General features: G+C 72.0%; 19 protein-coding genes. 12 read left to right on the top strand and 7 right to left on the bottom strand.

What is annotated here, in order from left to right; genetic code table 11:
- The first annotated feature begins 41 nt into the window (after positions 1–41).
- Complete coding sequence (locus ACTH43_RS08540; protein WP_441444488.1) at positions 42–3,599, top strand: S41 family peptidase; 3,558 nt, start codon at positions 42–44, stop codon at positions 3,597–3,599.
- A gap of 436 nt (positions 3,600–4,035) precedes the next feature.
- Here the strand turns inward: ACTH43_RS08540 and ACTH43_RS08535 are convergent, their stop codons facing one another.
- The gene (locus ACTH43_RS08535; RefSeq protein WP_441444487.1) at positions 4,036–4,347 is read right to left on the bottom strand and encodes a hypothetical protein; all 312 of its coding nucleotides are present in this window, start codon (positions 4,345–4,347) and stop codon (positions 4,036–4,038) included.
- Positions 4,348–4,436: 89 nt separating this feature from the next.
- Between ACTH43_RS08535 and ACTH43_RS08530 the strand changes: the two genes are divergently transcribed.
- The 9 genes from ACTH43_RS08530 (at position 4,437) to ACTH43_RS08490 (ending at position 13,305) form a co-directional block, all read left to right on the top strand.
- Complete coding sequence (locus ACTH43_RS08530; RefSeq protein WP_441444486.1) at positions 4,437–5,354, top strand: LysR family transcriptional regulator; 918 nt, start codon at positions 4,437–4,439, stop codon at positions 5,352–5,354.
- Between the two features lie 192 nt (positions 5,355–5,546).
- Entirely contained in the window at positions 5,547–6,071 is a 525-nt protein-coding gene (locus ACTH43_RS08525; protein ID WP_441444485.1) for a hypothetical protein, read from the top strand.
- 276 nt (positions 6,072–6,347) lie between these two features.
- Positions 6,348–7,316 carry a universal stress protein gene (locus ACTH43_RS08520; protein ID WP_441444484.1) on the top strand — a complete coding sequence of 323 codons (969 nt, stop codon included), beginning with the start codon at positions 6,348–6,350 and terminating at the stop codon, positions 7,314–7,316.
- 67 nt (positions 7,317–7,383) lie between these two features.
- Positions 7,384–8,073, top strand: coding sequence for a hypothetical protein (locus tag ACTH43_RS08515; protein WP_441444483.1), 690 nt, complete (start codon positions 7,384–7,386; stop codon positions 8,071–8,073).
- Positions 8,074–8,232: 159 nt separating this feature from the next.
- Positions 8,233–8,991 carry a copper chaperone PCu(A)C gene (locus ACTH43_RS08510; protein WP_441444482.1) on the top strand — a complete coding sequence of 253 codons (759 nt, stop codon included), beginning with the start codon at positions 8,233–8,235 and terminating at the stop codon, positions 8,989–8,991.
- On the top strand, positions 8,988–10,238 hold the full coding sequence (locus tag ACTH43_RS08505; protein WP_441444481.1) for a Dyp-type peroxidase: 1,251 nt from the start codon (positions 8,988–8,990) through the stop codon (positions 10,236–10,238). Before ACTH43_RS08510 ends, ACTH43_RS08505 begins: the two co-directional genes overlap by 4 nt.
- Before the next feature lie 242 nt (positions 10,239–10,480).
- Positions 10,481–11,971 (top strand): gluconokinase, encoded by a 1,491-nt coding sequence (locus ACTH43_RS08500; RefSeq protein WP_441444480.1) that lies wholly within the window; start codon positions 10,481–10,483, stop codon positions 11,969–11,971.
- Positions 11,972–12,085: 114 nt separating this feature from the next.
- On the top strand, positions 12,086–13,000 hold the full coding sequence (locus ACTH43_RS08495; protein ID WP_441444479.1) for a methyltransferase family protein: 915 nt from the start codon (positions 12,086–12,088) through the stop codon (positions 12,998–13,000).
- 92 nt (positions 13,001–13,092) lie between these two features.
- The gene (locus ACTH43_RS08490) at positions 13,093–13,305 is read left to right on the top strand and encodes a hypothetical protein (RefSeq protein ID WP_441444478.1); all 213 of its coding nucleotides are present in this window, start codon (positions 13,093–13,095) and stop codon (positions 13,303–13,305) included.
- Between the two features lie 157 nt (positions 13,306–13,462).
- Here ACTH43_RS08490 and ACTH43_RS08485 read toward each other — a convergent pair whose 3' ends face one another.
- The 6 genes from ACTH43_RS08485 to ACTH43_RS08460 all read right to left on the bottom strand — a co-directional run bounded on the left by ACTH43_RS08485 (position 13,463) and on the right by ACTH43_RS08460 (position 18,841).
- Complete coding sequence (locus ACTH43_RS08485) at positions 13,463–14,734, bottom strand: mannitol dehydrogenase family protein (RefSeq protein ID WP_441444477.1); 1,272 nt, start codon at positions 14,732–14,734, stop codon at positions 13,463–13,465.
- Complete coding sequence (uxaC, locus tag ACTH43_RS08480; protein WP_441444476.1) at positions 14,734–16,170, bottom strand: glucuronate isomerase; 1,437 nt, start codon at positions 16,168–16,170, stop codon at positions 14,734–14,736. Before uxaC ends, ACTH43_RS08485 begins: the two co-directional genes overlap by 1 nt.
- A 112-nt stretch (positions 16,171–16,282) precedes the next feature.
- The gene (locus tag ACTH43_RS08475) at positions 16,283–17,287 is read right to left on the bottom strand and encodes a LacI family DNA-binding transcriptional regulator (protein WP_441444475.1); all 1,005 of its coding nucleotides are present in this window, start codon (positions 17,285–17,287) and stop codon (positions 16,283–16,285) included.
- A gap of 248 nt (positions 17,288–17,535) precedes the next feature.
- A complete protein-coding gene (locus ACTH43_RS08470) occupies positions 17,536–17,856 on the bottom strand; it encodes a DMT family transporter (protein WP_441444474.1) in 321 nt (106 codons plus the stop codon).
- Positions 17,853–18,215: a DMT family transporter gene (locus ACTH43_RS08465; RefSeq protein WP_441444473.1), complete on the bottom strand. Its 363-nt coding sequence runs from the start codon at positions 18,213–18,215 to the stop codon at positions 17,853–17,855. The genes ACTH43_RS08470 and ACTH43_RS08465 overlap by 4 nt, the downstream gene beginning before the upstream one ends.
- Positions 18,212–18,841 (bottom strand): TetR/AcrR family transcriptional regulator, encoded by a 630-nt coding sequence (locus ACTH43_RS08460; protein WP_441444472.1) that lies wholly within the window; start codon positions 18,839–18,841, stop codon positions 18,212–18,214. Before ACTH43_RS08460 ends, ACTH43_RS08465 begins: the two co-directional genes overlap by 4 nt.
- A gap of 112 nt (positions 18,842–18,953) precedes the next feature.
- Between ACTH43_RS08460 and ACTH43_RS08455 the strand changes: the two genes are divergently transcribed.
- A complete protein-coding gene (locus tag ACTH43_RS08455) occupies positions 18,954–19,157 on the top strand; it encodes a CopG family transcriptional regulator (RefSeq protein WP_441444471.1) in 204 nt (67 codons plus the stop codon).
- Positions 19,154–19,516 carry a type II toxin-antitoxin system death-on-curing family toxin gene (locus ACTH43_RS08450; RefSeq protein WP_441444470.1) on the top strand — a complete coding sequence of 121 codons (363 nt, stop codon included), beginning with the start codon at positions 19,154–19,156 and terminating at the stop codon, positions 19,514–19,516. Before ACTH43_RS08455 ends, ACTH43_RS08450 begins: the two co-directional genes overlap by 4 nt.
- The last annotated feature ends 28 nt before the right edge of the window (positions 19,517–19,544 follow it).

The following is a 19,544-nucleotide window of genomic DNA, read 5'->3' as shown; positions in this document are numbered from 1 at the left end:
ATCCTGTGCGCGGTGTCCGAGACCGGACATAGGGTTGACCCATGTCGACGACGCCTGCCCATGCCGCATATCTCCGCCACCCCGATGTCCGAGGCGACATCGTCACCTTCACCGCCGCGAACGATGTGTGGTTGGCACCGCTGGCCGGCGGTCGCGCCTGGCGGCTGACCGACGAGGGTGCACCCGTCGGCTACCCCCGCTTCTCGCCCAGCGGCGAGCACATCGCGTACACCTCCCGCACCTCGGGCGGTCCCGAGGTGTGGGTGATCGGCGTCGAGGGCGACACCGCCCCGCGTCGGCTGACCTATTGGGGACGGCCCAGCACCAAGGTCGTCGGCTGGCTTCCCGACGGCCGGATCGTCGCCACCACCAGCTATGGCGCCCCGATCGCGCGCGACGCGCAGCTGTGGGCGATCGATCTCGAGGGCGGGACCGAGCTGCTTCCCCTGGGACGCAGCGGCGAGGTCGCGATCCACCCCTCCGGCACCACCGTGGTCGCCACCCCGTGGCGCCGCGACCAGGCCTCCTGGAAGCACTACCAGGGCGGCACCGCGGTGAAGCTCTGGACCTCCCGCGAGGACGTCCCCCTGGATGCCCCGGCCGAGGCCCACGCAGGTCGCTCCTGGGAGCCGCTGCTGGACGAGATCCTCGCCTCGAAGCTGCGGATCGCCTGGTACGGCGACCGGCTGCTGTTCGCCTCCGATACCCCCGGCCCCGGCGCGGCCCTGACCGACCGCGCCGCCGCGAACCTCTGGTCGGTCGCACTGGACGGCTCCGACCTCCGCGCCCACACCTCGCTGAGCTCCGCCGACGGCTACCTGCGCGAGCCGGCGACCGATGGCTCCACCATCGTGTTCAGCTCCCGCGGCCGGCTCTTCGCGATGGAGTCTCTGGACGCCGAGCCGCGCGAGATCGAGATCCTGGCCTCCGGCGTCGGCGCCTCCCGGCTGCCGCGGCCCGCCTCCGCGACAGAGAACCTCCTGGCCATGAGGCCTCTGCACGATGCGCGTGCGAGCGTCGTCGAGTGGCGGGGCAGCGCCCATGCGCTCACCCACCGCGGCGGGCCCTCCCGCCTGCTGGCCGGGACCTGCGGCCTGCGGCTGCGCGAGGTCCGCCCGCTGGGCCGCTCCCCCTTCGCCCTGTTCGTCTCCGATGCGGAGGCGCTCTCAGATCGGGAGGAGGGCGGCGTCGGCTCCGACGTGCTGGCTCTCGCGCGGCTGGACGGCGGCGGCGAGGAGATCCGGCTCGACCTCGGCGAGGTGGGCCGCATCCTGCACGCGATCCCCTCCCCGGACGGCTCGAAGGTCGCGATCTCCTCCCACGACAATGTGGTGCGCCTGGTGACGCTGCGCGGGATCGAGGACCCGGCGAAGGCCTCTTCGCAGGCTGCGAAGGACCCGTCGGCCTCCGCCTGGGAGCAGGACGCCGAGACGGCGGTGGAGACCCCGCGACTGGACCACGTGCGCGAGGTCGGCCGATCCGGCGGCGGCGAGGTGAAGGACCTGGCCTGGTCACCGGATGGTCGCTGGCTCGTATGGGCCGAGCCGAACTCCTGGGAGCTCAGCCGGCTGATGCTCTCGGACACCGAGGAGCAGGAGCCGACGGGCCGGGCGCTGACCTCCGGCAAGTACCAGGATGGCTCCCCCGCCTTCAGCCGGGATGGGAAGCACCTCGCGCTGCTGAGCCTGCCCACCTTCGAGACGGTGTACGACGACATGGTCTTCGACCTCGGCTTCGTCAACGCCGAGCGGCCGTTCCTGCTGCCCCTGGAGCGGACCACCCCCGACCCCTTCGGCCCGCACCCCGACGGCTGGGGCCCGGCCGGTTCCGACAAGGACCCCAAGGACGGCCCCGGCGGTCCCGGCGGGAAGGATGCCGCGAGCGCCGACGGCGCCGGAACCGACGGCGTCGGGAGCGAGGCCGCCGGCAGCGAGGCCTCCCACCAGAAGGCTGCAGTCGCCGCCTCCACCCAGCCGGCCACCTCCCACAGCGCCGCCGGTGCCGAGGCGGTCGACCGGCCACCCAGCACCCGCATCGAGCTCGACGACATCGAGTCCCGCCTGGTCCCGTTCCCGGTGGTCTCCGGTTACTACTCGCACCTGACCGCGGTCAGCGACGGCTTCGTCTGGCTGCGCCATCCCCAGCAGGGGGTGCTCGGCAGCACCCGGGCCGGAGTCGAGGGCGATGCGCCGACGCCGACGCTCGAGCGCTGGAGCCTCACCGACCGCAAGCTCACCGTGCTCGCCGACGGCGTCACCGACCTCTCCGCCTCAGGCGACGGCGAGACCCTGGTCGTCAAGCAGGGTGAGAGCTGGGTGCAGATCCCCGCGACCCGCAAGGCCGAGGACGAGGACCCCGCCCGGGTGGTCATCGACACCGGGCGGATGCGCCTGACCGTGGATCCGGTCACGGAGCGTCGCGGCATGCTCTGGGACAACTACCGGATCATGGCCCAGCAGTACTGGCGTGCGGACATGGACGGCATGGACTGGCACGCGATGACCTCCTGGTACGACCCGGTGATCGAGCGCCTGGTCACCGAGGACGACTTCCAGGACATGATGTGGGAGGTCCAGGGCGAACTGGGCACCTCGCACGCCTATGTGCAGGGCGGGGTCTACCAGGCCGATCCGCCGATGCTCCCCGCCTACCTGGGCGCTGACTTCGCGCTCCGGGACGGGCGCTGGGTGATCACCCGGATCCTGCCGGGCGATTCCTCCGATCCGGATGCCCGCTCTCCGCTGCTGGCCCCCGGGGTGGGCGCCGAGGTGGGCGATGCGGTGCTCCGCGTCGACGGCCGCCCGGTGTACTCCGAGGGCGTCGAGGCAGCGCTGGTCGGTGCGGCGCACAAGCCCACCGAGCTGGTGCTGCTGCGTGACGGCGCCGAGCATCGGGTGGCGGTCACGCCGCTGGCCGACGATTCCGCGCTGCGCTACCAGGCCTGGGTCGCGGCCCGGCGGTCACTGGTCGAGGAGCTCTCGGGCGGTCGGCTCGGCTACCTGCACATCCCCGACATGGTCTCCTCCGGCTGGGCGCAGATGCACCGTGACCTGCGCGAGGCATCCACCAAGGAGGGCCTCGTGGTAGACGTGCGCTACAACAGCGGCGGCCACACCTCGCAGCTGGTCACCGACCGGATCGCCCGCCGGGTGCTGTCCTGGGGCTATCCGCGCCACCAGCGGCCCGGCACCTATCCGGCGTTCGCACCGCGCGGTGCGGTGGTGCTCGTGACCAACCAGGAGGCCGGATCCGACGGCGACATCGTGAACGCCGTCTCGCGCGCCCTGGAGATCGGCCCGATCATCGGCACCCGCACCTGGGGCGGGGTGATCGGCATCGACGGCCGCTTCGACCTGGTCGACGGCACCGGCGTCACCCAGCCGAAGTACGCGAGCTGGTTCGAGGGCGAGGACTGGGCGATCGAGAACTACGGCGTGGAGCCCGACATCGAGGTGCCGCTGCCGCCGAATGCCTGGGTCGGTGGCGAGGACCCGCAGCTCGAACGCGGGATCACCGAGGCGCTCGCGCTGCTCGCGCAGAAGCCCGCCGCAGTCGCACCCCCGCTGCCCGCGCCGCGCTTCAGCCGCCGGGAGGGCTGACCCGGCCAGCTGCGGGCCCCGGCCCCGGCGCACGCCCAGCCCCGGCGCACGCACGGCCCCGGCACCCGGTCTCCGGCCCCAGCCACCGGCGCATGCCCGGCCCGGCCCGGCCCGGCCCAGCCCCGGCCGGCGTCCAGGATCGGGGGGGTGAGCGGCCGCAACGGCCCCCCACAGGCCCGGGCAAGAACCCGACCCCCGGCCCCCCCCCCCCGGGGCCGGGGGGGCCGCCGGGGGGGGGCCCCGCCCGGCCCCGCCCCGCCCCCCCCCGGCCGGCGGCCCTGCAGGGGGCTTGCCCCCCCCCCAACCGCCCCCCACGGGGCCGGAAACCCCCCGATCCGCGGGCACGCCCGCACCGGAGGCCGGGCTCAGCAGCGTGGCGGGCCCATCAGCGGGCCGCCCGGTCGTCGACGCGCGGTCTACGCGCCGCGCCCGTGAGTCACCGCAGCCCGTGTGTGGCCGCGAAGAAGTACCGCTCGGCGAGCTCGTGCTCCTGTGCCGGGCGGTCGCCGATGCGCGTCCCGGCGTCCCGGGCGGCGGTCCGGGCCACGGGGTGCGTCGAGTCGGGTTGCAGATCCCTCGCGATCGCCTCGTTGCCGAGCGCGATGCGCTCCAGCGGGGTCAGCGGGGTGCTCTCGAGTGAGCGTGGGGCGATGATCCGGCTGGCGAGCAGGCGGGTGAGCGTCCCGAGCCCGACGGCGACGAGGGCGATGAGGAGGATGAGTGCGAGGCCGATCAGTGCGGAGGTCATGGCTCGATCCTGCGTCCCATGACCCGTCAGGACAAGCGATGATTCCCGCCGTTCTGTTCAGCGGAGCTGAACGGAGGTAGGGTCGCTCCATGCTCGATCCCGTGAAGCTCCGCGTCCTGCGCTCCGTCGTCGAGACGGAGAGCATCCGCGCCAGTGCCGAGGCGCTCGGATACACCCCCTCGGCAGTCAGCCAGCACCTCTCCACCCTGGGCCGGGAAACAGGCCTCACGCTCCTGGAGCGCACGGGTCGCGGCATCTCCGTCACCCCCGGAGCCCGCCTGATCGCGCACGAGGCGGGCGCGGCCCTCGACGCCCTCGCCGCCGTCGAGCGGCTCGCGCGCGAGCTCGCCAGCGGCCGCACCGGTTCCCTGACCTTCGGATACATGACCTCGGTCGCCGCCACCTGGGTGCCGGTCCTCGCGCGGGACGTGCGGGCGGCGTTCCCCGACCTGTCACTGGACCTGCTGTACCGGGACTGCTCGGTCCAGGAGACCGGCAGCCGCGCGGACATCGTGCTGACCGACGACGCCACACCCTCCTTCGGCGCGGACTGGCGCGAGATCGATCTGCTCGAGGAGATCTATTCGGTGCTGGTCGCCGCCTCGCATCCGCTCGCGGATCGCGACGAGGTCGCTCTCGCCGAGCTCTCGAGCCTCCCCTGGGTCACCGACGACCCGCTGGACTCCTTGTGGTTCGACCGGATCGCCGCCGCCTGCCGCGTCGCAGGATTCACCCCGCCGGTGGAGGTCAACCCCTCGGACTTCCCCGCGGTCACCGGCTTCGTCGCCACTGGCGAGTACGTGAGCGTGCAGCCGTCTCTGATCGCCGCGGAGGTGCGCTCCGACATCGTGGCGATCCCCCTGCGTTCCCCCGGCCCGACGCGACGGGTGCAGATGCGGGTGCGTCGCGCGGTCGAGGACAATCCCGCCGCCCGCTTCCTCATGGCGCGCATCCGGTCCATCACCGTGAAGACGGCAGCGCGGATCCCGGGCGTCACCGCGCTCTGACCGAACCGCAGTGCACCGACCGCGGACTCACCCGACCACTCCCCGGCAGCGCCACGCCCAGTCCCGCCTCATCACGCCGCGCCTCATCAGCACCGAGACCGAGGTCCTCGCCGCCCGGAAGGCTCGGGTGGACAATGGCGGGACGTCGTCTGCGCCGCCGCACCTGCCCCGGCGCCCGGAAGGAGCACTCCTGTGAACGCATCCGACATCGACCAGCGCATCGCCGCACTCCCTGTCGCCGTGGACCTCACCGAGGACGCCGTGATCCTCGAGGTGGACCTCGCCGGCACCGGTGAGCAGATCTGGGCTCACCTCACCGATCCTGAGCTGCTGGCGACCTGGTCGCCGATCGTGCCCGAGCGGCCGCTGAGCCAGGTCGGTCCGGTGCTCTCGCGAGAGACCCCCGAGGCTGATCCGGTCGCCGTCGCTGTGCTGGCCACCGCGGGCGATCATGCGCTGAGCCACCGCTGGGGCGATGACGTCCTGGAATGGCTGATCGACGAGGCCCGGCTGACGCTGCTGATGAAGCTCGCCGACCCGCAGCTGGCCCCGACCTACCTGGCCGGCTGGCAGGTGTGCCTCGCCGTGCTCGACGCCCGCCTGGAGGGCCTGGACCAGGAACGGATCGTGGGACGTGACGCCCTCGACCACGGCTGGGAGCAGCTGCGGGACCGCTACGCGCAGGAGCTCGGGCTGCCTGATCAGCCCGAGGTGTGAGCACGTCGGGCCGGGCCCCGCTCGACGCCCGTCACAGCTCGGGCCCCGCCCGTCCCTTCAGAGCGCCGGTCCGCGCCATTCCGCGGTCGTCGCGGTGCATTCCGCGGTCGTCGCGGTGAAGGAGAGGTCCGCGCCCAGAGCGCAGACCCTCTGCGGATCCGGACCTTCGGCCCGTCCTGCGCCCTCGGGGCGGCCCTACGATGAGATCACCGGTGACGGACTCATCGACGGGGGCACCGTCGTCGGCCGCTGAAGCCCCCGGCCCAGGAGGTCCAGATGCACGACGACGGCGTCACCTCGCAGTCCCCGCTCCCCACTGATCCCGGTTCTCGTCCCCTCGGGGTGCTCGTCGGCTTCGACGCCTCGGACCACTCCGTGCGCGCACTCTATTACGCGGCGCGCGCCGCTCAGCGCCTGGGCAGCCCGCTCACGGTGGTCACCGCGTACACGGTGCCCACCATGTCCTACGCGGACGCCACGCTGATACCCAGTGTGCCCGCGGACGTCGCCCGTCTCGCCGCCGCCGAGGAGCTGCTGGACATGGCGCGAGAGCATCTGCGCGACTATCCCGGCGAGGTCGATCTGCGCACCGAATTCGGCGACGCGGCCGGAGTGCTGGTGGGCCTGTCCACGAAGGCGCAGCTCGCGGTCGTCGGCGCTCGTGGCCTGGGCGGATTCCTCGGGCGTCTGCTGGGCTCGGTGTCCTCGGCGCTGCCTGCCCACGCCCACTGCCCCACCGTGGTGGTGCCGGAGCAGTACGAGATCGACCCCGGTGAGGGCGCCGAGCGCTTCACCCCGCAGCAGCTGGATACCCCCGTCGTGGCGGGGGTGGACCTGTACCAGCTCAATCGGCCCGCGATGGAACAGGCGGCGCAGGAGGCACGACGGCTCAAGGCTCCGCTGCAGCTGCTCGCGGTGATGCCGCGCCCCGACGCCTGGGGCACGGCGTACATGGCCTGGCTCCCCGATGCGAACATCCTGGAGAAGCATCAGCAGGAGCTCGCGAAGGAGCTCGAGGTCGTCATCGAGTCGCTGCGCGAGGCCTACCCGGACCTGACGATCAGCGGTACGGCGATGGTGGCCGATCCTGCACCCTCTCTGCTGGACGCCACCGGGACGGCCCAGCTCACCGTGCTCGGCACGCGGGGGCATGGCCGCGTGGTCTCCACTCTGCTCGGCTCGGTCTCGCGAACTGTCCTGGCGAAGGCGGAGGGACCGGTGATGGTGGTGCCGCCCACGGCATAGGACGCTTCGGCGGACACTGCGGGGACAGGCTCCACCCCTGCTCGCTGAGCGAGGCAGAATGGGGTCCATGACCTCGAGCCGCTCCCCCCTGCGCCTGCTGCGCGGGGGGATGGCCGCCTCGATCGCGACCCTGGTCGCCCTCGGCGGGCACCTGGTGGGCGGCGGCGCGATGCCCTCCTGGCTCGGAGTGGCCGTCCCGTGGTGGCTCGCCGTGACGGCATGCACGGTGCTTGCCGGTTCCCGGTTCTCGCTCCCTCGGATGGGGGCGGCCGTGCTCATCAGCCAGGCCCTGTTCCATGGGCTGTTCACCGCGGGCACCCCGGGAGATCCGAGCATCACGCTGGTCGCCCCGCCGGGCTCCCATCTGGGCCACGGCGCCCACAGCCTCCTCGGGGAGGGAACGTCCCCGGGCTCCTCACTGCACTCCGGGCATGGGGCCGACGGGGTCGCAGCGGCTGCCGAGCACTCACTGCACGGGACCCACGCCGACCTGCAGATGCTGCTGTGGCACCTCGCCGCCGCGCTCGTGACGACGCTGCTGCTGCAGCGCGGGGAGAACTTCCTGCTGCGCTGCACCGGGCTGATCATCTCCGTCCTGAACGTGCTGGGCAGGCCACCACAGGCAGTGGCCCTCCCCCACCTGGTGCTGCCCGGTCCGTCCCGACCGGTGCCGGAGGGTGCCCCGCTGCGGCACGTCCGCCGGGCGGTGCTCTCCCCTCAGCAACGACGCGGCCCGCCCCTGGTCCTGGCCGCCTGAGCGCCGCCGACGCCCAGCGTCGTCGGTGCAGTCTCCCTGCCTGCTCAGGCAGCCCTTCGGATGATCCCGGCACGGCTCCGCCGTGCTGATGCTCCCTCACGCCCGCTGCCGATCGCGCACCCGCCATCGGCCGACGAGGCGTCTCCGAAAGGACCTCGCATGTCCCGCAGCACGTCATCGCACACCGCTCCGCAGCCCACCGTCTCCGTGACCGCAGCGTCTCCGCCCACCCCGTCCCTGATCTCCGCCCGCCTGCCACGTCGCGCGGCCTTCGCAGCGCTGCTCCTGCCCCTGGCCGCGTGCGCCGGTGACCCCGGTGACCCCCGCAGCGACCGAGGCGGCGACGGAGGTGGGGACGGAGCCGGAGCTGTTGAAGGGTCCCCCTCCGACAGCACAGTCCCCACCGACTCGTTGACCGTCGCCGATCCCTGGGTCAAGGCCGCCGAGGAGGGCATGAGCTCATGTTTCGGCACGCTCCTCAACGGCACCGAGCAGGATCTCGTCCTGAGCGGGGCGCGGACCACGGCCAGCTCCCGTGTGGAGCTCCACGAGACCACCGCCGACGGATCGGGCGGTATGAGCATGCAGCAGAAGGAGGGCGGATTCCCCCTGCCGGCCGGAGGTGAGCTGGTCCTCGAGCCCGGCGGGAACCACCTCATGCTGATGGAGCTCACCGCTGCTCTGCTGCCGGGGGACGAGGTGGAACTGATCCTGGAGTTCGAGGACGGCACCGAGCAGCCGTTCACCGCCACCGTGAAGGACTTCGCAGGCGCCCAGGAGAAGTACGAGCCCGAGGGCTCTGCGGGATCCGGCGCAGCCTCCGACAGCGGGGGCGAGCACGGCGGCGGCCACGACCAGGACCACGGCCACGCCGACGGACATGACGGCCACGACACCGAGCACGAGGAGGACCAGTGACCCCGCAGGACACCTCCGCGCCTAGGCCCGGACGTCGCCACCTGCTGCGGGCCGGATCGCTCGGTGTGGGAGCGCTCGGCGTGGGCGCCGCCTCCGTCGGCCTGGACCGGGCACTGCGGGACGGCGCTGGGAATGAGGCGTCCCTGTCGGCCGCCGCCGAGCCTTCCCTTCACGGCGGGGTGACCGTTCCCTTCCATGGCGAGCACCAGGCGGGGGTGGAGACACCCGCTCCCGCAGCCGCGACCTTCGTCGGCTTGGATCTGCGAGAGGACGTGGCCCGTGAGGGAGTGCTGCGCCTGCTGCGGCTGCTCACCGATGATGCCGCCCGTCTCACCCAGGGCGTGCCGGCGCTCGCGGACACGGAGCCGGAGATGGCGGCGGAGCCGGCCGCGCTCACCGTCACGGTCGGGTTCGGGGCGGGCCTGATGGCGCGGGCCGAACGGCCCGTCCCGGATTGGCTGGCCCCGCTGCCTGCCTTCGGGATCGATCAGCTCGAGGACCGCTTCACCGGCGGGGACCTGCTGCTGATGATCGCGGCGGAGGACCCGCTCACGGTCTCCCACGCGGTGCGGATGCTGCTCAAGGACTCCCGAGCCTTCACCCGGGTGCGCTGGGTGCAGCCCGGTTTCCGGCGCTCCCCGGGGACGCAGGCCCCCGGCGCCACGATGAGGAACCTCTTCGGCCAGCTGGACGGCAGCGCGAACGCCGCCCCCGGCTCTGAGCACTTCTCGAAGGTGGTGTGGATCGAGGAGGGCCCGTTCGCGGGCGGCACCTCGATGGTGATCCGTCGGATCCGGATGGATCTGGACGGCTGGGACGAGGCCGACCGCACCGCTCGTGAACAGGCCACCGGAACCCGCCTGGACAGCGGCGCACCGCTCACCGGCGGCACGGAGACCTCCCGCGCGGACTTCGAGAAGGTCTCCGCGAACGGGTTCCCCGTGATCGGGGAGTTCTCCCATATGCGCCGCGCGCACGGCATCGACGAGGGTGAACATCAGGAGATCTTCCGACGGCCATACAACTACGACATCGCGCCGCCGCCGGACTCCGAGGCGATCTCGGAGGCCGGGCAGATCTTCGTGTCCTTCCAGGCCGATCTGCTCGGCCAGTTCCTGCCGATCCAGCAACGGCTGGACACCCTGGATCTGCTGAACCAGTGGACCACCCCGATCGGCTCGGCAGTGTTCGCGATCCCGCCCGGCTGCACCGAGGGTGAGTACCTCGGGGAGTCTGTGCTCAGCTGAGCACTGTCGGGCGTCGGGCGTCGGGCGTCGGGCGTCGGGCGTCGGGCGTCGGGCGTCGGGACGAGGCAACACCGTCCCGGCGCCCGAGCGGCACCGATGCGAGGCGTCATTGCCGCCCCGTGGCAACCCATGGCGAACCGGCCGTCTCCTGCGGGTCCCCTCGTATGCTGACCGGACGACTCCGCGGCGCCGCATCGATGCCGAGCGTACGGAGGTGGCCCCGACGAGCGCAGGAGATCCCCATGCCCCGTTTCAACATCCCGGTCGAAGAGGCCCAGGGACCGCTCGTCGTCGGGATCGACATCGGCTCCGGCGGCACCCGCGCCGCGGTCTACGACGTCTCCGGCCGCGAGCTCGGACGGCTGAACCACAAGGAAACTCACGAGTTCACCGTCGCGGACGACGGCACCAGCACCATCGACGCGGACCAGATCGTCGAGGAGATCCGCGCCTCCCTCGCCGCCGTCCTCACCAGCTCCCCGCTGCCCGGCGAGGTGACAGCGATCGGCTTCGACACCTTCGCATCCACGCTGGTCGCGGTCGACGCCGCCGGCAATGCGCTGACCCCCTGCATCACCTATGCGGACACCCGCTGCCACACCCAGGTCGACGCGCTCGCCAAGACCCTTGACGTGGAGGGCCTGCACGAGCGCACCGGCGCACGCCTGCACTCCTCGTACACCGCACCGCGGCTGGCCTGGCTGCGCGAGACGCAGCCGGACGTCTTCGCACGCACCACCCGCTTCATGGCGCTGGGCGAATATGCGGCGTTCAAGCTGCTGGGCACCCCGGCGCTCGGCACCGCCTCGGCGGCCTGGTCCGGCATGATCGACCGCCGCACCGGCCAGTACGTGCCCGAGCTGCTCGAGGCCGTGGGCGTTGACGCCTCCGCGATGGGCGCGGCCCTGGATCCCTCGGATGCGATCCCCGTCGCCGGCAGCCCGTTGGCGGCCGAGTTCCCGCAGCTGAAGAACGCGGTGTGGCTGCCGGTGATCGGTGATGGCCTGGCCGCGAACCTCGGCATCGGTGCGCTCGGCGAGGGCACCTGGGGCATCTCGACCGCCACCTCGGGCGCGATCCGCCAGCTGCTCTCCACCCAGATCCCCACCCTTCCCAGAGGGCTGTGGACCTACCGCGTGGACCAGCAGCGCAGCCTCGTCGGCTCCGCGATGAGCGACTGCGGGCGGGTGCTCGACTGGTGCCGCAACGAGCTGGCGATGCCCTTCGAGGTGTCCCAGACGGACACCACGTCACTCTTCTCCGCCCCGGTCTCCGCCGGCACCCCGCTGGTCATCCCCTTCTTCTCCGGGGAGCGCGGCACCAAGTGGCGCGGCAGCTCGCGGGCGATGTTCGCGAACGTCGGCGCCTCCACCACCTGGCAGGACATGCTGCGCGGAGCGATGGAGGGCGTGGCCCTGTCGTTCCTGCGGATCGCCGATCAGATGCGCGAGGCCGGTGGCGAGCCGGAGCGGATCGTGCTCTCCGGCGGCATGACCGGGGCGATCCCCGGCTGGCTGCACCTGCTCTCGGACGCCCTCGGCGCCCCGATCGACCACGTCGCCGTGTCCCGCTCGACCATGCGCGGCGCCGCCGTGATGGCGCTCGAGCAGGCGGCTCCCGGCGTTCCCGTCGCCGAAGCGCCGGTGCTCACGCATGTCGAGCCCGTCGCCGCCCACCAGGACTACTACCGCGAGCGTCTCGAACGCTTCGAGAAGCTCGCCGACCTGGCCTGACCCGGCCCGACCCGGCCTGGGTCGAGCCGCAGGCGCGGGCCGCTGGGCAGGTCATCTCGGCCGGTCGGCTGGGCTCGTCAGCTGATCGGTCGGGACGGATATCCTGACCGGATCATGCCCCTGCTGACCCGCGCCACCGGCCGCGCCTACTTCGCCGTCCAGGCCATCGCGGGGGCCCTGTGGTGGGTGCTCGTGCCGACGGTCCCCGCCGTGGCCACGGCGACCCTGGGACGCCTGGACCCGCTGCTGGTGGGGGCGCTCGACATCCCCCTGTTCGTGGTGGCCTCTGCGCTTGTGGCGCTCGGGATCCGCTGGGCGACCTGGGTCGCGGCTCCCTGGACCCTGCTGGTCACGGCTGGGATTGTGCTCTATGCGACGCTGACCGGGCAGGCCGGGTGGGGTGCGGTGGCGATGATCGCCGCCTCGGCCGGCTCGGTTCTCGCGGGGATGCTGGTGCTCTGGGACCGGATCCCGATGACGACATTCCTCGTGGGCCCGTTCGCCTTCCGGCCCGCCCGCCGGGTCGAGGGGAACGCCCCTCTGGTGGCGACCCTGCTCCAGATGATGGCGTTCTGGACGCTGTTCCTGGTGGTGCTGCCGCTGCCGATGATCTGGCTGGAGCGGCGCTGGCAGGTGGCCGCCGTGCTCCCGGAGGCCGCCCGCCTGGTCACGGTGCTCGCCGGAGTGGCTCTGCTGCTCGCCGCGAGCCTGCTCGGTGTCGCCTCGGCGGTGACCATGGCCCGGCGGGGCCGGGGCACGCCGCTGCCCGGTGCGATGGCGAACGAGCTGGTAGTCGCGGGCCCGTACCAATGGGTGCGCAACCCGATGGCGGTTGCTGGGATCGCGCAGGGCGTGGCCGTGGGTCTGCTCGGGGCCTCGTGGCTGGTGATCCTCTACTCGCTGGCCGGCGGGGTGCTTTGGCATCTGCTGGTGCGACCCGAGGAAGAGCGTGACCTCGCCGGCCGCTTCGGCGAGGAGTATGCGCGGTACAGCGCGCGCGTGCGCTGCTGGGTGCCGCGGCTGCGGTAGGCCGCAGGGCGGCCGACATCCCCCACCATGGTCGAGGCCGGACCCTACGCCGGACTGATGGCCCCCTCGCCGAGCGGAGGCAGGCTGACGGCATGAGCACCTCGCGACACCTCACCCTCACCGACCCCGCCACCCAGTCCGTCCTCCGCACGGCCAACGCGATCGTCTTCATGATCGTCGCCGGCCTCCTCATGCTCGCCGCGAACGTGGGCGCCGGTGCCGTGTTCCTCGCCATCGGAGCGACCTTCGTCGCCCTCGGACCGTCGGGGGCAGGCCCGCGATCACCCCGCACGGCAGCTCGCTGACCACACCCACCCGCGCGAGGCTGCTGGGGAGTGATGAACTCCTTGATTCCCCTGACGCGCAGGGGGGCCCACGAATGATGAGCGCGCGAGAACCACGGATGGTTCTCGCGCGCTCATCACTGGGCAGCAACGACCCTGAGGGACGCGCCAGGCGCCGTCAGGGACGCGGCAGGCGCTTCTCCTCGGCGGCCACCGCGGCGATCAGGGGGTCGCCGGCGGGCACGTCGATCAGGGCGAGCAGGGCGGTGACCCGCTCGGTCGCGTCCTGGATGGCCGCGGCGGTCGCGATCTCGGCCGCCTTCGGGTCCTGGACCTCACGGCCGCCGCGCACGCGGTCGGTGACCCAGGCCGTCCAGGCGGCGACGGCCGCGACCTCGCCGGGAGCCTTGTCCGGGCCGCCACGCTCGGCGATCACGGGCAGGGCACGCACGGGCAGCTTCACGGAGCCGTCCGCCGCGATGCGGATCAGGTTGTCCGCCAGGCGCGGGTTGCGGAACCGCACTTCGAGCGCGGAGGTGTAGGCGTCGAGCTCGTGATCCGGCAGCGGCAGGGTCGAGCGGGCCTCGACCCACAGCTGCTCGACCAGCGCCCGCACCTCACGGTGCGCGATCGCCTCGTCCACGCGCGCAACGCCCGCGACCTGACCGGCGTAGGCCATCAGGGTGTGGGCACCGTTGAGCAGACGCAGCTTGCGCAGCTCGTGCACCTCGATGTCGTCGGTGAACTGCACGCCGGCCTTCTCCCACTCGGGGCGGCGGCCGCGGAAGCGGTCCTCCACGACCCACTCGGAGAAGGGCTCGGTGACCACCGGGACGCTGTCCGCGAGGCCGGTCTGCGCGCGCACGGTCTCCGAGGCTCCGTCATCGGCGGACGGGGTGATCCGGTCGACCATCGAGGAGATGACGTCGACATGGTCCGGGAACCAGGCCCTGGTCTCCTCGTCGAGCTCGGCGAGGACCGCCTGGCCCAGCACCTCGCCGTTGCCGGTGAGGTTGTCGCAGGAGACCAGAGCGATCGGCTCGGTGACCCCGGCCTCACGGCGGGCCTTCAGCCCGAGCGCGATGCGGGCCGGGGCGGAGGTCGCGGGATCGCTGCCGGCCGCGTAGCCCTTCTCGGTGATGGTCAGGGTGACCACCGCGGTGAAGGGATCGGCGAGCAGGCGCACCAGGGCGTCGACGTCGGAGGCGGGGAACACCTCGTCGATGACGTCGACGAGGCTGACCTCATCCTGCTCCGGGCCGCGCACGATCAGGCCGTACCTGCCGCCCTGGGCGTTCAGCGCATCAGCCATCGCGGCCGAGCGACCGGTGAAGGCCACCACGGACCAGCCACCGGCGACGTCGGTGCTGAACAGGGTGTGGGAACGGGCGAAGTTGCCGATGCCGAGGTGGACCAGACGGCCCACGTCCGAGGGGCTGGGAGTGCTCATCAGTTCTTCTCTCCTGCAGCGCCGAGGCGGAAGACCTCGCGCGGCTGCTGATCGGGCAGGGTGGCCACGAGCTCCTGAGCGTCCTCAAGACGCATCCGGTGCTCGGCGACCAGGCCTGCGAGGTGCGTTGCGTCGAGGCGGCGGGACATGTCATGCCGGGCCGGGATCGAGCAGAACGCGCGGGTGTCGTCGATGAAGCCGCTGGTCCGCGAGTAGCCGAGGGTCTCCGACACGGAGCGGCGGTAGCGGAGGATTGCGTCGGGCGAGTCGATGAACCACCACGGGGCACCGGCGAACACGGAGGGGTACACGCCGGCCAGCGGCGCGATCTCGCGGGAGAGCACCGTCTCATCGATCGTGAACAGCACGGTGCGGAAGTTCGGGTGGTGGCCCACGTCGTTGAGCATCGGGCGCACGTGATGGACATAGTCCACGGCCACCGGGATGTCGAAGCCGACGTCCGCGCCGAACTTCTCGAACATCTCGTCGCTGTGGTTGCGCAGCACGGCCGGGTGGATGGTCATGACCAGACCGTCCTCGGCAGCAAGGCGGGCCTGGTCTCCCAGCAGGTGGCGGCGCAGGGCCACTGCGTCGTCGGCGCCGATCTCACCGGAGCGCGCGGCGGTGTAGAGGCGGCGAGCGTCCTCATCGCTGAGCCGGGCGGTGCCCGGATCGATGTGGGCGTGGTCGGAGGAGACCGCGCCGTGGTCGCGGAAGTAGAGGCGGCGGGCGCGCATCGCCTCGTGGTAGCCGTCGTAGGTGCTGACGTCGACACCAGCAGCTTCGCCGAGGGCATCGGTGAGAGCGAGGAAGTCGGGACGGCCGGCCTCGAGGTACTTGTCCGGGCGGAAGGTGGGGATGACCCGGCCGGTGAAGGACTCGTCGGCGGCGAGCGCGGCATGCGGTGCGAGGTCATCAACGGGGTCGTCGGTGGTCGCCAGGACGGTGATCCCGAACTGCTCGAACAGGGCGCGGGGACGGAACTCCGGGCGGGTGAGCTTCTCGGCGATCGCGTCATACATCGCGTCGGCGGTGCGCGGGTTCAGCACCGTCTCGAGGCCGAAGACCTCGTGGAACACGTGCTCGATCCAGTAGCGGGAGGGGGTGCCGACGTAGGCGTGCCAGTGCTCGGCCAGCAGGTGCCAGGCCTTGCGGGAGGCCTTCTCGTCGAGCGGGCCCTGGCCCACGCCGAGGTCCGCGAGGTCCACGCCACGGGCGTGCATCAGGCGGTTGACGTAGTGGTCAGGGGTGATGAACAGCGAGGTAGGGTCGCGCCACGGCTCGTTGTCGAGGAGCAGCCGGGGGTCGACGTGCCCGTGGGGCGAGACGATCGGCTGGTCCTTCTCGAGCTCGTAGAGCCCACGAGCGATCTCGCGCACAGCGGGGTCGGCGGGGAAGAGTCTGTCAGGGTGCGGCACGAAGGCGTCGTTGCTCATGCCGCCATCTTGGCAAGGGTGGGCGAAGAGTGCCGAGGGTTGTCACCGGTTGCCGACCTCGCGGTGCACGATCGCCCGGCGCGAAAGGGCGCCAGCACCTGCTCCGCGGAGCTCAGGCACCTGCTTCGCGAGGCCCGGTGCTGCCCCGCGGCACCAGCCGCACCGGCAGGGAGCCCTCGACCGGGGCGCGATGCGCCGACGGGTTCTCGATCCGACGCACCAGGCGCTCCACCGCGGCCCGACCCTGCGCCCGCTTGGGGCTGACCACGGTGGTGAGACCACCGCCCACCAGTCGCGAGAGCTGGATGTCGTCATGTCCCATCACCGACAGCTGCCCGGGCACCCGGATCCCGGCGCGCAGCGCGGAGACCAGGAATCCGAAGGCGACCAGGTCGTTGTAGCAGATCACCGCGTGGGGAAGGGAGTCGCGCAGCTCCTCGAAGGCCTGCTCCCCGCCAGTCGTGGTCGGCGCGAAGGGACCATGGCGCTGCACCTGCAGCCCGTGCTGGCGGGCGGCGACGCGGGCGGCCCGCCAGCGCTCCCCGTCGGACCAGGAGTTCACCGGACCGGCCACGTAGGTGACGGTGCGGGACCCGTTCTCGGCGAGGTGCGCCATGGCCTGGCCCATCCCGTGCTCATAGTCCGGGGTGACCGAATCCAGGCCGGCGACGCGGCGGTTCAGCACCACCACGGGGATGCGCTTGGTGAGGTGGTTGAGGGTGGCGTCGGAGAGGCGGGTGCCGGCGAGCACGATGCCGTCGACCACGTTGACGGCGCTCTCGAGGCTCGTGCGTTCGCGCGCCTCATCCTCCACGGTGTCGAGCAGGAGCAGCAGGAACTCCTGCTCATGCGCGGCCTCCTGCATGCCGGAGACGAGCTCGGCGAAGTAGGGGTTGGTGAGGTCGGGGACCTCGATGCCGAGGCGGTGGTGGCGATGGCCCCGCTCCTGGGCGGCGGGGGCGCTGGTGCGGTAGCCGAGCTCCTTGGCGGCGGCCATCACAGTGGCGTGGGTGGCGGCGCTGACCCTGCCGGGCCTCGAGAAGGCCCGGGAGACCGTGGACGGGGCGACACCTGCGGTCTTTGCGACGTCATAGATCGTCACGCGCTTGTCCGCCACCTGGCCGGCTCCGTCCCCGCCTGCTCGGCGTTGCCTGTCTGCTGAGGCGCATACCGACCCCGACCGTGCTCCGGACGGGGCACCTGCGCCTGCTGTCTGCCGGATGATCCTACCCCGGCCAGGGGCAACCAGCGGCAACCTGTCAGCGCACGCAGCGCCCCGGGCAGCGGGACCGGACCCCAGCGCGGCTGGGCAATGCCTCGTCGGCCACTGTGCCAGAACGGCGGGCCGACGGCGCCCAGCGGGCGTCAGCCCGCGCTGCCCAGCTCGACGAGCAGCACCCCGGCCGCGATCAGTCCCATCCCGGCGAGCATCATCGGGGTGAGCGCCTCGCGGAACAGCGCCCGGGAGAGCAGAGCGGTGAGCACGATCCCGGCGGCGGCCCAGATGCCATAGGCCACCCCGAGCGGCATTCCCGCCTGCAGCGCTCCGGAGAGCAGTGCGAAGGCGATGAGGTATCCGAGGATCACCGGGGCGTACCAGGCCCGTCGGCCGCCGGCGGCGACGCGCAGGGAGAGGGTCGAGGCGACCTCGGAGAGGATCGCCCCGCCCAGCAGCAGCCAGCTCATGAGACCGCCTCCTCTGAGACCGCCGCCTCTGCGCGCCGGGCCCGCTGGGAGCCGAGCTCGACGACCACCACCCCGGCGGCGATCAGCACAATGCCGCTGACCTTGAGCGCCGTGAACGCCTCACCGAAGAGCACTGCGGAGAGGGCCGCGGTGAACACCACCCCGCAGGCGCCCCAGATCCCGTAGGCGACGCCGAGGCCCATACCGCGCCGAAGCACCTGGGCGAGCAGGACGAAGGAGATCGCGTAGCCGGTCACGACCACGACGTAGAGGGCCGGGCGGTCCAGGGCGCCGCGCAGGGCGAGGGTCGCGGTCACCTCGCTGAGGATTGCTCCGAGCAGCAGCAGCCAGGGGCTCATGCCTCACCCCCCAGCAGACCCACGGCGAGCTCGTGCAGCGCAGCGGCCTGTTCGTCATCGGTCTCGAGCAACCCGGCGGCGCGGTCGAACCAGATGCCGTCGGCCATCAGCCGCACCGCCAGCAGCCGTGCCCGCTCGTCCGCCGGCGTTCCCGCGGGAACGTGGAACCAGCGGACGATCTGCTCCTGCCACCGCTCGGTGAGGCTGACACGGAGGCGAGGGTCCGCGAAGATCACCAGGTCAGAAGCGCTGAGCGGTGCCGTGCAGGCCCAGTCCAAGTAGGCCAGGACGCGCTGAGTCGCGGGAGCGTCGGCGAAGATCGAGTTCACGGCGGGGCCGGGCGCTTCACGCTTCGGGAGTTCGGCATCCCTTGAGAGCTCGGCGACCGCCGCCGCCATTCCGCGCTCGTAGCGGGCGGCCATGTGGTCGAGGATCGCGGCGAGCAGCTGCTCCTTGGTGGGGAAGTGGTACATCAGCCCGGGCTTGCTGACTCCCGCGGCGCGGGCGGCGGAGTCGAGGGTCAGGGTGCCGTCCGCGCCGAGGTGCGCCTCGGCGGCATCGAGCATCGCCTCGCGGGCGGAGGGCCGGTGCGCAGGGCGGGCCGACCGGGGAACGGAAGCCATCATCCACTTACTTTACCGTTCGGATGGTGCGATGACGCAAGTGTCAGGCGCCCCTTCGAGCCCAACGTCACCGCAACCTCGCCCGGGGTGATACCACAGTGATACCATGTCATGCATGGCAATGACACTGCGTCTGACGGACGCTGATGAGCGGATCCTGGCAGAGCTGGCCGAGCGAGATGGGGTCAGCCGTCAGGAAGCAACCGTGCGCGCGATCCGCGAGGCAGCGGCCCGCCGAGGGCACCAGCAGCTCGTCGGTGAGCTCTCCGCTCAGGGCCGGGCCCGGTATGCCGACCTGCTCGACCGCCTCGCGCAGTGACCGTCTTCCTCAGCACAGAAGATCTGCTCTCCCTCATCGATGACCTGCAGGTGGGGCCGGTGCGGGAGCTTGGGCTGCTGGATTCGGCCGCCCACCGCCCCACCACCAGCCTCTGGGGACGGGAGGCCTATCCCACCATCGACCTGAAGGCCGCCGCACTCTTGGAGTCGCTGGTGCGCAACCACTCCCTTCTCGATGGGAACAAGCGGCTGGGGTGGCTCGGGGTCGTGGTGTTCTACGGTGTCAACGGAATCGCGCTCGAGGCACCGGACGATGAGGCCTATGACCTCGTGATCGCAGTGGCCACCGGATCCTCGTCAGTCCAGGAGACCGCCGAGTCGCTCGCGCGGTGGCACTGACCGCGCGGCACTGACGGGATCCTCACCG

This window comes from Brachybacterium sp. (assembly GCF_052095815.1).
Taxonomy (GTDB): Bacteria; Actinomycetota; Actinomycetes; order Actinomycetales; family Dermabacteraceae; genus Brachybacterium.
Note: the sequence above shows the minus strand (reverse complement) of the source record. Positions and strands in the feature narration are given on the sequence as shown.

Coding starts and splice junctions, on each gene's coding strand:
- ACTH43_RS08485 (WP_441444477.1), bottom strand. CDS start 14,734: ATGAGCACTCCCAGCCCCTCGGACGTGGGCCGTCTGGTCCACCTCGGC.
- uxaC (WP_441444476.1), bottom strand. CDS start 16,170: ATGAGCAACGACGCCTTCGTGCCGCACCCTGACAGACTCTTCCCCGCC.
- ACTH43_RS08515 (WP_441444483.1), top strand. CDS start 7,384: ATGACCTCGAGCCGCTCCCCCCTGCGCCTGCTGCGCGGGGGGATGGCC.
- ACTH43_RS08520 (WP_441444484.1), top strand. CDS start 6,348: ATGCACGACGACGGCGTCACCTCGCAGTCCCCGCTCCCCACTGATCCC.
- ACTH43_RS08455 (WP_441444471.1), top strand. CDS start 18,954: ATGGCAATGACACTGCGTCTGACGGACGCTGATGAGCGGATCCTGGCA.
- ACTH43_RS08530 (WP_441444486.1), top strand. CDS start 4,437: ATGCTCGATCCCGTGAAGCTCCGCGTCCTGCGCTCCGTCGTCGAGACG.
- ACTH43_RS08490 (WP_441444478.1), top strand. CDS start 13,093: ATGAGCACCTCGCGACACCTCACCCTCACCGACCCCGCCACCCAGTCC.
- ACTH43_RS08495 (WP_441444479.1), top strand. CDS start 12,086: ATGCCCCTGCTGACCCGCGCCACCGGCCGCGCCTACTTCGCCGTCCAG.
- ACTH43_RS08535 (WP_441444487.1), bottom strand. CDS start 4,347: ATGACCTCCGCACTGATCGGCCTCGCACTCATCCTCCTCATCGCCCTC.
- ACTH43_RS08470 (WP_441444474.1), bottom strand. CDS start 17,856: ATGAGCTGGCTGCTGCTGGGCGGGGCGATCCTCTCCGAGGTCGCCTCG.
- ACTH43_RS08460 (WP_441444472.1), bottom strand. CDS start 18,841: ATGATGGCTTCCGTTCCCCGGTCGGCCCGCCCTGCGCACCGGCCCTCC.
- ACTH43_RS08465 (WP_441444473.1), bottom strand. CDS start 18,215: ATGAGCCCCTGGCTGCTGCTGCTCGGAGCAATCCTCAGCGAGGTGACC.
- ACTH43_RS08500 (WP_441444480.1), top strand. CDS start 10,481: ATGCCCCGTTTCAACATCCCGGTCGAAGAGGCCCAGGGACCGCTCGTC.
- ACTH43_RS08510 (WP_441444482.1), top strand. CDS start 8,233: ATGTCCCGCAGCACGTCATCGCACACCGCTCCGCAGCCCACCGTCTCC.
- ACTH43_RS08540 (WP_441444488.1), top strand. CDS start 42: ATGTCGACGACGCCTGCCCATGCCGCATATCTCCGCCACCCCGATGTC.